This window comes from Brevinematales bacterium, assembly GCA_026415355.1.
In the GTDB taxonomy this organism is placed as follows: domain Bacteria; phylum Spirochaetota; class Brevinematia; order DTOW01; family DTOW01; genus SKYB106.
Genome location: JAOAHF010000001.1, coordinates 136,294 through 145,897, shown reverse-complemented (window position 1 = coordinate 145,897; position 9,604 = coordinate 136,294). Strand labels below are relative to the sequence as shown.

The window sequence follows — 9,604 nt, the reverse complement described above, 5'->3', positions numbered from 1 at the left end:
TTCGTAAAGAATCAAATACTAGCTCAAGCTTCAGTATCTATGATCGCACAAGCTAACCTAAGACCTCAAGCAATACTTAGGCTGCTTGTCTAGGATAAAAATTTTTAGTTTTTCACTCCTCTACCGCATATATTTTTTACTTCGATCCACACAAATAAAGAAATTATAACCCAACATTATACACCTGCAACCACTAGATTTAACAATACTCCCTTACTACAAAATATAAAGAACTAATTTATCTAAAAGTTAATACTTACACTCTAAGCACTAAAAACTTAAAAATTTATATCAAGACTAAATTCCAAAAAATACATCAAAACCTAAGCAAAATACATTAATAATCCTCAAAAAGAGTAGGTAAAGACCTTGAAAGCTCGTTATACTTCTCAACAACATCGGGATTTTCTTGCGAAAATTTTTGTAACTGTTGGTAGTTATTCACAGAATAATTCTCAAATTCTTCAATACTTATATTGTAATTGGATAGAAGATCCTTCTTCTTTCTAGTTCTATATTCATCTAACAACTCAGCAGTTATATTAGTTTTAGAATTAATAATCTCCTTGGTCCAAAAATAATTACTAACTACCATTATAGCATTTAATTCTATGAACGTTCTAGGAGTAAGTTTTATAGGCTTAGGAGTTTTGAGTTCAACGACAATTTCATCCAAAAGTTTCTGTATTTCCATTTCTAGTTCTCTACCTGACTTATCCTCTTCCCCCGTACTACAACTCATCAAAGAGACCAACATTGTAAAAACAAAAAAAACATAAAAAACTATTTTCTTCATTATACCCTCCTCTTTAGAAAAATTATATAATATAAAAATAGAAGATGCAATTAGAAAAACAAGAAAATCCTAGAAAAAGACCATACAATCAATTATATTTATAGTCATGAAGCTCTTTGAAGTCTTCAAAGAAGCTGTAAAAGAACTATCCAAAGCAGGCATAACAAAACCAAAAACAGACGCTGAAATAATTATATCACATGTTCTCAGAATAAGTAGAGTTGACATATATCTAAACAGAAATCAAGATATAAGTTTTGAAGATATAAAAACGATAATGAAAATGATTGAAAGTAGAAAAAAGCTCACACCAATTGAATACATAATTGGATACAAGTACTTTTGGGGTCTTAAGTTCAAAGTCAGGGAAGGTGTTTTAATTCCTCGTTTTGATACAGAATCTCTCATAGAAATGGCAAAAAAAATATGTAAAAACCCCAAATATATTCTAGACATAGGTACAGGTTCAGGAATAATAGGTATAACTCTCAAGAAAATATTCCCAAACTCTTATGTAGTTATGTCTGATATATCAGACACGGCAATAGACCTTTGCAAAGAAAACATAGTAAACATATTAGGTAACACTGATGGGGTTGATGTAATAAAATCAGATATTTTTGATAATATATGGGAGTGCATAGGATGGGGCAAATTTGATCTAATAATCTCAAACCCTCCATATATAAGCCTAAAGGACTATGATAACCTACCTGAGGAAGTTAAAAAAGAACCTATATCGGCACTATATGGTGGGGTATTAGGTATCGATTTTTACGTCAAAATAGCCGATAAAGCAAATGAATTTTTAACAAAGGAAGGTAAGATAATACTTGAAGTAGGAGATGAAATCCAAGCAAAAAGAGTAAAAAAAATATTTTACCTTAAGAACTTTAGAAACTTTATAACATTTAGAGATATAAACCAAAAAGTCAGAGGAGTAGTTGTAATAAACTACTAAGTTTCTTTAATCAATCTATGAGCACCTTTCTTTTCAAGATCAATTATCGAGTTTATAAAATTTTCAAGCTTGTTTCTATCTTTCCAATCCATGTTCATAGAAAACTTTAATCCTACATCAATCAAGTTATCTTCAACTCTACCATACACATTAGCAACAGATGATAAAGTCTTGATAGAAGTATTATCCGGGAAATAAACCTGACAAAATATTCTTTTACCAAGCCTTGTGTACTTAGGAAATATCTGATCCCTTATAAGAACTCTCATACCTCCAACACTAACGTCAATTATATCCTGATTTTCTTTTGTTATTATCTCAAATGATCCTTCTGTTTCAAGTTTAAGTGACGCATTTTGAGATAATGCTATAAGCCTTTTTATCATACCAGAAGACAACTTTTGATTTTTTGACATAACTCTTATTATACCTATAGCTTCTTCATCAAACATTATAGGAACTACTGCTTCGCTCAGTATCTTATTACTTAGATAAAATTGTCTTATCTCATCTATGCTCTTACTTATATCAGAATAAGTTTTTCCACTTTTTGCTAGAAACTTTATATAGTCCTCATAGGTAAGAACAAAATCCTCTTTGAGTTTAATATTGCTGGTATCTAAAACGGCGAAAGGTTTCTTATAAAGTTTTACTAATTGATATATTGCACTTTTTTCAGAACCATCAAAAAGCATAACTTTAGCAAAATCATAGTTTTCACTTCTTCTTATATTACTTTCTATTGTCTTTAGAATAGCATCTATTTTCTGTTGTAATGTGCTATCCTTTATAGTAGGGTCTATAACTTTCATTGAAAGAACAGCATACATATTGGTTATTAAAGGATTACCCCTAACTGATATTCTGATATATTTTCTTTTTGGATGCATTATAACTCTTCGAGGGAATTTAAGAGTAGTCTTGTTTATGAAAACTGTATCAAACTTGACTACATTCGCACCATAAGAAGCTTCTGCTAAAGCTTCTACTCCTATACATTCATCAATTGATGAATTACCAGTAACCACAGAAACATCACTAATCCCAATAGTATTACCAGATATATCAGATATAACAGACATAACCAATATACCATTATCTGTTTTAGTACTCAAGATTGTTTTATTCTCCTTGAAATACTGAAGTACTTTATATATTCTATCAAAATCTTCAATAATCTCTTCTGTTATCATGTTAAACCCAATAATAATTATCTAAAATTTCATTCTTAAACTTTACTAACCCCTATCAGAGTATTTAAACATACGATCTATATGATTAACAATCTCTGTTATTCTGACACCAAAATTCTCTTCGATAACTACTACTTCACCTTTAGCAATAAGCTTACCATTAACCATAATATCAACTGGTTCACCAGCAAGTTTGTCAAGCTCCACTACAGACCCTTCACCAAGTTGTAAGACCTCTTTAACTAGCATTTTGGTTCTACCAAGTTCAACTGTTATTTGTACTGGTACATCCAATATCAAGGCTAGAGACCCTTCTGCTTCTACAGGTACTTCCTCAAGAGCTCCAAACTCTACTGATTTGATAGCAAGTTTACCTTGTTCTTCTACATCTCCCTTATACCTAGTAGAAGTTCTCTCAGTTTCTGGTATCTTTTTAGTTGTATAGGATATTATTATTTGTTTTGCGGTACTTTGAGGCAATGTTATATAAACTTTACCTTGTTTATTACCAACCGTCATCATGAAAGATATTATGATCATAGGAACGTTTGGAAATGTTACATTCCTAACATCTGGTAGTTTTTGTACATTTAGTGCAGTAGTAGCTATGGTCTTACCCGTTTTCTCCGAAAGTGTAGATGTAAAGTTTGAAACTATTATCGACATAGTCTGCTCAAAGGTAGTTATAACAAGTTCTGTTAAAATGGTATTTGACTCATCCCCTATTAAAGGGTTCGTTATTGATAATACAGTGTTAGACGGATAAATAAAATTAATCTCACCTGTAAGATTACCTGATATGTTAAACTTAACATTAACTACCTCACCTACTATTTCAGCTGGTAATCTGTATGTATCAAAATTATCTATAGTTAAACCAGATATTGATACCTCTTTACCAACCTGGGCTTTTATTGTATTCCTCTTGCCTTCAAGTATTTGCCTAAATAGTTCAGTTAGGTTTGACCTATCTATTTCTGTTAGTATTCCTTCTCCTGTATCAACAGATTTAGTCATTTCAATTCCTCTAAAAGCATCAAACGACTCAGTACCACTTAAAAGAGCATCCATTTCTTCTTGAGAAAGATGTCCTTCACCTCCAAACATATTAGTCTTCAACCTCCCTTAAAACTAATTCTAATATATCTTCTGAAAGTTTTTCTATTATACCTGTTATTTGTACTGCCAATTTCTTTCCAACCTTACCAGGTCTACAATAGAACTTATCTTTATTTTCTATTCTCATTATCATATTATCTTTTATGCTTTGATCAAGTCTTATGACATCTCCTATTTTTATTTTCCTTATATCTCTAAACCTAAGAGTTGTAGAACCAACAATAACACTAACATCTAAATCTACCTTATTTAACGTATCCTTAACTAAATCTAATGTTTCCTTTGTCATAACCTTTTTTATACCTGAGTACCAATACTGCGCACTAAGTTTTGACATTATAGGTTCTATAGTAACATACGGCACACAGAGATTCATCATACCTTCTGCCTCTCCCATTTTAACATCAAAGGTTATCAAAACAACCATATCAGTAGGTGGAACTAACTGAGCAAACTGTGGGTTTACCTCAATATTACCAAGTCTAGGCCTAAGATCAATAACATTAGCCCAAGATTCTCTTAGATTTGATAAAATCCTAACAATAACACTTTCCATTACTGATTTCTCTATATCTGTAAGTTCTCTATTCTCCTTGATAGCTTCTCCCCTACCACCGAATAGCCTATCTATGATAACAAAAGTTATAGTAGGATCTATTTCTAAAACAGCATTACCCTTAAGGGGCTCCATATTTATTATACCTAAAGTAGCAGGCGATGGTATACTCCTAGAAAACTCCTCATAAGTAAGCTGATCTGTTGACGCTACATGAACTTGAACTACAAGTCTTAGTTGAGCAGACAAAAAAGTCGACGTTAATCTAGCAAATGTTTCATGTATCATTTGGAGTGTCCTTAGTTGATCTTTTGAAAATCTATCAGGCCTTCTAAAATCATAACTTTTTATATTTTTCTTTACAACAGAAGGAGAAGCCTCAACAGAAAAACTAGCTGTCTCTTTTATCTCTCCGCCTGTTTGAAGTGCCGATAGTAAATTATCTATTTCCTCTTGAGACAATACAGTCGTCATACACTACCTATTATATTATAAAAAACTTGTATCCTCTTATCAAATGTAATCGGAAATATTTAACAAAGCATGAAAATTTTATAAATATCCCATAAAGAAATATAAAAACATCACCAACCCCTAGCTCGCAATTAAATTGAAAAAATAAAACACAAAACTTCAAAATATACGGGTAATTTTATGAGGTTGGAATCAAGTAATCTAGATTTAGGTATTTACATATACAAGTTATACATGACAGATGATGAAATAAATCAAATCAAAGAAAAAGCTTTTGATTTTTGGAGAAAAGAGGCTAATATACCTGGATACAGAAAAGGAACTGCCCCCAAAGAGTTGATATACTCCAAATACGCATCAGAAATTGACAAAACTTTCAGAGAAATCTTAACAGATAAAATAGAACAATCTATCAAATCTAATCACAATTATGGCGTGGATAGTATAAGTATAATAGATTCTTTTGTAAACCATAACGAATCAAAGATAGAAATACCAGGTGAAAGAAGTAAACATGAGCATGTATTCGTAGTAAAAGTATCGAGTATAACATCACTATACATAAAAGATGAAGAAAAATTAAAAAATGAGCTAAACAATATTACCTTTACAGAATACTCACTAAACAAAGATACCATAGATACACAAGAACTAGCCAAACTATTCTTCGCAGATAAAAGAAATGTAGATAACATAGATTTAAGCAAAAAAGATAAATACATAATCAAACTTTCAATAGAAGTAAACGACAAAATAGGTATTGATATAAGCTTGCATCTAGGTAAATATCCAAAACTAGCAGATGAAATAAAATCCATCAAGTTGTTTGAACCATTTGAGCTTAGTTTGTCAAAAGAGCTCAAGGAAGTTATACAAAACTACATGCAAGACATCAATATTCCATCAAATGTAGAAAATAAAGTACAAGCTTTAGTATCAAAAATAACAATTATTGAAGATGATGAAATCAAAGTCCAAGAAAATATAAATGAATTTTCAAAGTTATACGGTAGAGATCAAAGTATAGTATCTGATATCTTAAATAACGAAATAATCAACTATAACATAAACAGGCTTATAACAATATCTATAAACAAGGTAATAGAAAATAGTGAAGTACACATAGGGGAAGAAGAATTTCTAAGAAAAGTATTAACAACTATAAGCTCTACGTTATCTAATTTAAGAACACCATATCATATATCTCTAACTAGAATAGATTATAACTACTACCCTCAAGCAATTCTAAGGTCTATGATTGTTGATGAAGCATTTAAAAAATTATACTATTTTCTTTTTGGAACAGAACTAGTTTCAAAAGACTCCAGAGAAACATCAAAATACAAGGTTTACAACAAACTTCTTGAAATAACAAAAAGTCAAAAAAAGGAAATATCGTACAAACAGATAAAAGAAGAAATGCCGTATCTTTTATTTGACTTCATAACATAATTAAGGAGGTAGCAGATATGTACTACTTGGTTGAAATACAAGGAAAACAATATAAAGTTAAAGAAGGAGATTATATAGTAGTTGACAACTTAAATAAGCAAAAAGGAGATAAAGTAGTTTTTGAAAAAGTATTAGCGATATTAGGTGATAAAAACATCGAGTTTGGCACACCCTATATAAAGGGTAAGAAAGTCGAAGCAGTAGTTGAAGAAAACTTCAAGGGTAAAAAAATAATAGTATTCAAATACAGGCATAAAGTAAACTGGAGAAGAAAATACGGATTTAGACCATTTTTAACTAAACTTAAGATAAATTCACTATCATAAATGGATGAATTTAAAGCTTGGTTCATAGAAACCAAACCTACAATAGTTTATCTAACTGTTGGATACCCTTCCTTCAAAGAGAGTCTTGAATTAGCAAGATTTTTAATAAGGAATAATTTTGCCCAATTAATAGAAGCTGGAATTCCATTCTCGGACCCAATAGCAGATGGGGAAATTATACAATTCTCAACTCAAAAAGCACTTGAAAATGGTACAACCCTCAACGATGTAGCAAACTTTATATCAACTCTGAAATCAGAGTTCAACATACCTATATTCGCAATGGGATACTATAATCCAATTTTCTCAAACATCCAAAGAAACTTATCTTTACTATCAAGTGTAAAAACTGATGGCATCATAATACCAGACATAAATATCGAAGAAATAAAAAAAATCAAAGGTCTTTTGAAAGCAAATAACTTAAAAATAGTAGGTTTTGTAGCACCAAATACAAGTGAAAGTAGAATAAAAAACATAGTATCAAATTCAACAGGCTTTATATATCTAGTAAGTTCTTATGGAACTACAGGAATTAGAGAAAATATCGATACAAAACTCCTTGAAACAATTACAAAAAAAATAAAATCATTCAAAAATATTCCAGTAGCAGTAGGATTTGGTATAAAAGATATCGAAACAGTAAGAAAAATAAAAGAAATTTGTGACGGAGCAATAATAGGAAGTGCAATAATCAAAATTATCCAGCAAAATCCGCAAAACTATCTAGAAAAAATAGAAGAGTTTTTCCGAAAATAAAATTCACTCAAGTCAAAATATTACTCACATCAAAATACCAATCCACTAGGAATCGAAAGACACAAAAAATAACGCCATAAACGAAATTAACTTTATTAGAATAAAATGCCCAAAATGAATAAAGCAAAATCTTTCCATTACTTGAAAAAATTTTAATAAAAGCTTTTTATTACCTTAATAACAATAGCTACAGTTAAAACTAGCTCAAATTATCAATCTTTTTGATAACGGATTCATATTTAGCTTGAGGAGTTGCTTCTTTGTCAACCCTTATATCAAGTTTCAGGAATGCAACAATCCTAGGTATTTCATCTCTCGAAACAGTTTTTTCAACAGCATTTCTGAACGCTTCAAAGACATCTTCTATTTCACCATAAACTACCGTACTAGTAGGATATATTTCTACTTTTACTTTTGAATTTAAGGACAACAACTTAAAAAACTTTGCAACAACATCAGACAAACTAGCACTCTGGTTATTTAGCTTTATAGGTACTATACTTATTTCAAGAATACCTTTCATATCTAACATCCCTAACTGCAGCAAACATTTTAGATTATGTATTTACTTGATTTATTGTACAGTTTCTCAAACTCTTTCTTCTTTTCTTCATATCCTTTGCGACCAAGCAAAGCATATGTAAAGTTCTTACCCTCTTCAACTCCCGGTTGATCAAAAGCGTTTATGTTATACAACTCACCAGACATAGCAGTAGAAACTTCAAAGAAAAATATCATTTGCCCTATGTAATACTCATCTACTTTTGGAAGTATAATTGTTTTTGAAGGCTTACCTTCCTTTGCTAATGCAGCCTCAGTTGATTTCTCCTCAGCATCTATAAGTTCATTCATAGTGTGTCCCATGAGATACCCCATTGAAGAATACTTACTCAAGCTATCATCATACTCAAGCTTCACTTCATTATTAAATTTCTCAACCCTGATGAAAGTTATAACTTTATCATAAGGACCTTCCTTAAATAACTGAACTTGAGAATGCTGATCTGTAGCACCAACTGCTCTTAGAGGAGTAGGACCTACATAAACATAAGCACCATCTACATCAACCTTCTTACCTAGACTCTCAGCCCACAACTGAACATACCAGTCAGACCATTTACTCAATTTAGTCGAATACGGCATCAAAACCGAAATATTTATACCTCTTAAATAGAATATGTACTCTATAACAGCATTAAGATAAGCAGGATTTCTAAACAACTCAGGATTTTTTGAAACTTTATCCATTTCTCTAGCACCTTCTAAAAGTTTATCAATATCTATCCCCATGAGTTCTCCTGGTACAAGTCCAACAGAAGATAAGACACTAAATCTACCACCAACATTCTCAGGTATAGAAAATGACTCAAGACTAAATTCGTTAACCATTTTCCTCAACTCGCCCTTCTGTGAATCTGTAACCGCTATAACATGTTCTCTCATTCTACTTCCCAAAACAGACTTAAACATAGAAAAGCAAGCTAGAAAACCAGCTGCTGTCTCTGCTGTAGAACCAGATTTACTTATAACAACAAAAACAGTTTTGTTTGGATCTATAACCTCCATTATATCAGAAAACCAGTCAGGATCAACATTGTCAATTATGTAAGTTTTCATACCTCCTCTCTTTTCCTTAGGAAGTTCATTTGAGATGTAATTCAAGATAGACGACTGTAAAGCAGCAGGCCCCAACCCAGACCCACCTATACCCAAAACAACTTGTGTATCGAATCTATCCTTAAATTTTTTCAGTCTTTCTTTGATATCCTTGAGATTTTCTTCATCATATGGGAGATTATAAAAACCCAAATCTCTCTGAGACTTTATCATCAAGTTTTCGTGAAGTTTCTTTATTTTCTTTTCATAAGAACTAAGCTCATCTTCAGAAATACCCACTCTTGAACCAATATAATTCGAAAGACAATAATTGTAATCAAACTTAAAAATTCCCATAATCCCCTCTCTAAG

The 9,604-nt window shown here is 31.2% G+C and carries 10 protein-coding genes; 4 read left to right on the top strand and 6 right to left on the bottom strand.

What is annotated here, in order from left to right; translation table 11 throughout:
* Positions 1-337 precede the first annotated feature (337 nt).
* Positions 338-796 carry a hypothetical protein gene (locus N2712_00650; GenBank protein ID MCX8028491.1) on the bottom strand — a complete coding sequence of 153 codons (459 nt, stop codon included), beginning with the start codon at positions 794-796 and terminating at the stop codon, positions 338-340.
* A gap of 106 nt (positions 797-902) precedes the next feature.
* Between N2712_00650 and prmC the strand changes: the two genes are divergently transcribed.
* Positions 903-1,757 (top strand): peptide chain release factor N(5)-glutamine methyltransferase, encoded by an 855-nt coding sequence (gene prmC, locus N2712_00645; protein ID MCX8028490.1) that lies wholly within the window; start codon positions 903-905, stop codon positions 1,755-1,757.
* Here the strand turns inward: prmC and N2712_00640 are convergent.
* The 3 genes from N2712_00640 to fliM are packed head-to-tail and all read right to left on the bottom strand — an operon-like array spanning position 1,754 to position 5,099.
* Positions 1,754-2,950, bottom strand: coding sequence for a DUF1577 domain-containing protein (locus N2712_00640; GenBank protein ID MCX8028489.1), 1,197 nt, complete (start codon positions 2,948-2,950; stop codon positions 1,754-1,756). The two genes, prmC and N2712_00640, sit on opposite strands and share 4 nt — an antisense overlap.
* A 45-nt stretch (positions 2,951-2,995) precedes the next feature.
* The gene (gene fliN / locus N2712_00635) at positions 2,996-4,057 is read right to left on the bottom strand and encodes a flagellar motor switch protein FliN (GenBank protein MCX8028488.1); all 1,062 of its coding nucleotides are present in this window, start codon (positions 4,055-4,057) and stop codon (positions 2,996-2,998) included.
* 1 nt (position 4,058) lies between these two features.
* On the bottom strand, positions 4,059-5,099 hold the full coding sequence (gene fliM, locus N2712_00630) for a flagellar motor switch protein FliM (protein ID MCX8028487.1): 1,041 nt from the start codon (positions 5,097-5,099) through the stop codon (positions 4,059-4,061).
* 180 nt (positions 5,100-5,279) lie between these two features.
* Here fliM and N2712_00625 point away from each other — a divergent pair, with 180 nt between their 5' ends.
* Genes N2712_00625 through trpA form a run of 3 tightly spaced genes read left to right on the top strand, consistent with a single transcriptional unit; the run spans position 5,280 to position 7,636 of the window.
* On the top strand, positions 5,280-6,551 hold the full coding sequence (locus N2712_00625) for a trigger factor family protein (protein MCX8028486.1): 1,272 nt from the start codon (positions 5,280-5,282) through the stop codon (positions 6,549-6,551).
* Positions 6,552-6,568: 17 nt separating this feature from the next.
* Positions 6,569-6,877 (top strand): 50S ribosomal protein L21, encoded by a 309-nt coding sequence (rplU, locus tag N2712_00620; GenBank protein MCX8028485.1) that lies wholly within the window; start codon positions 6,569-6,571, stop codon positions 6,875-6,877.
* Positions 6,878-7,636: a tryptophan synthase subunit alpha gene (gene trpA, locus N2712_00615; GenBank protein ID MCX8028484.1), complete on the top strand. Its 759-nt coding sequence runs from the start codon at positions 6,878-6,880 to the stop codon at positions 7,634-7,636.
* Positions 7,637-7,835: 199 nt separating this feature from the next.
* Here trpA and N2712_00610 read toward each other — a convergent pair whose 3' ends face one another.
* Positions 7,836-8,159, bottom strand: a complete 324-nt coding sequence (locus tag N2712_00610; protein ID MCX8028483.1) for an MTH1187 family thiamine-binding protein — start codon at positions 8,157-8,159, stop codon at positions 7,836-7,838.
* A gap of 29 nt (positions 8,160-8,188) precedes the next feature.
* Positions 8,189-9,589 (bottom strand): glucose-6-phosphate isomerase, encoded by a 1,401-nt coding sequence (locus tag N2712_00605; GenBank protein ID MCX8028482.1) that lies wholly within the window; start codon positions 9,587-9,589, stop codon positions 8,189-8,191.
* Positions 9,590-9,604: the final 15 nt, after the last annotated feature.

Coding starts and splice junctions, on each gene's coding strand:
- N2712_00650 (MCX8028491.1), bottom strand. CDS start 796: ATGAAGAAAATAGTTTTTTATGTTTTTTTTGTTTTTACAATGTTGGTC.
- N2712_00605 (MCX8028482.1), bottom strand. CDS start 9,589: ATGGGAATTTTTAAGTTTGATTACAATTATTGTCTTTCGAATTATATT.
- fliM (MCX8028487.1), bottom strand. CDS start 5,099: ATGACGACTGTATTGTCTCAAGAGGAAATAGATAATTTACTATCGGCA.
- fliN (MCX8028488.1), bottom strand. CDS start 4,057: ATGTTTGGAGGTGAAGGACATCTTTCTCAAGAAGAAATGGATGCTCTT.
- N2712_00610 (MCX8028483.1), bottom strand. CDS start 8,159: ATGAAAGGTATTCTTGAAATAAGTATAGTACCTATAAAGCTAAATAAC.
- N2712_00640 (MCX8028489.1), bottom strand. CDS start 2,950: ATGATAACAGAAGAGATTATTGAAGATTTTGATAGAATATATAAAGTA.
- rplU (MCX8028485.1), top strand. CDS start 6,569: ATGTACTACTTGGTTGAAATACAAGGAAAACAATATAAAGTTAAAGAA.
- N2712_00625 (MCX8028486.1), top strand. CDS start 5,280: ATGAGGTTGGAATCAAGTAATCTAGATTTAGGTATTTACATATACAAG.
- trpA (MCX8028484.1), top strand. CDS start 6,878: ATGGATGAATTTAAAGCTTGGTTCATAGAAACCAAACCTACAATAGTT.
- prmC (MCX8028490.1), top strand. CDS start 903: ATGAAGCTCTTTGAAGTCTTCAAAGAAGCTGTAAAAGAACTATCCAAA.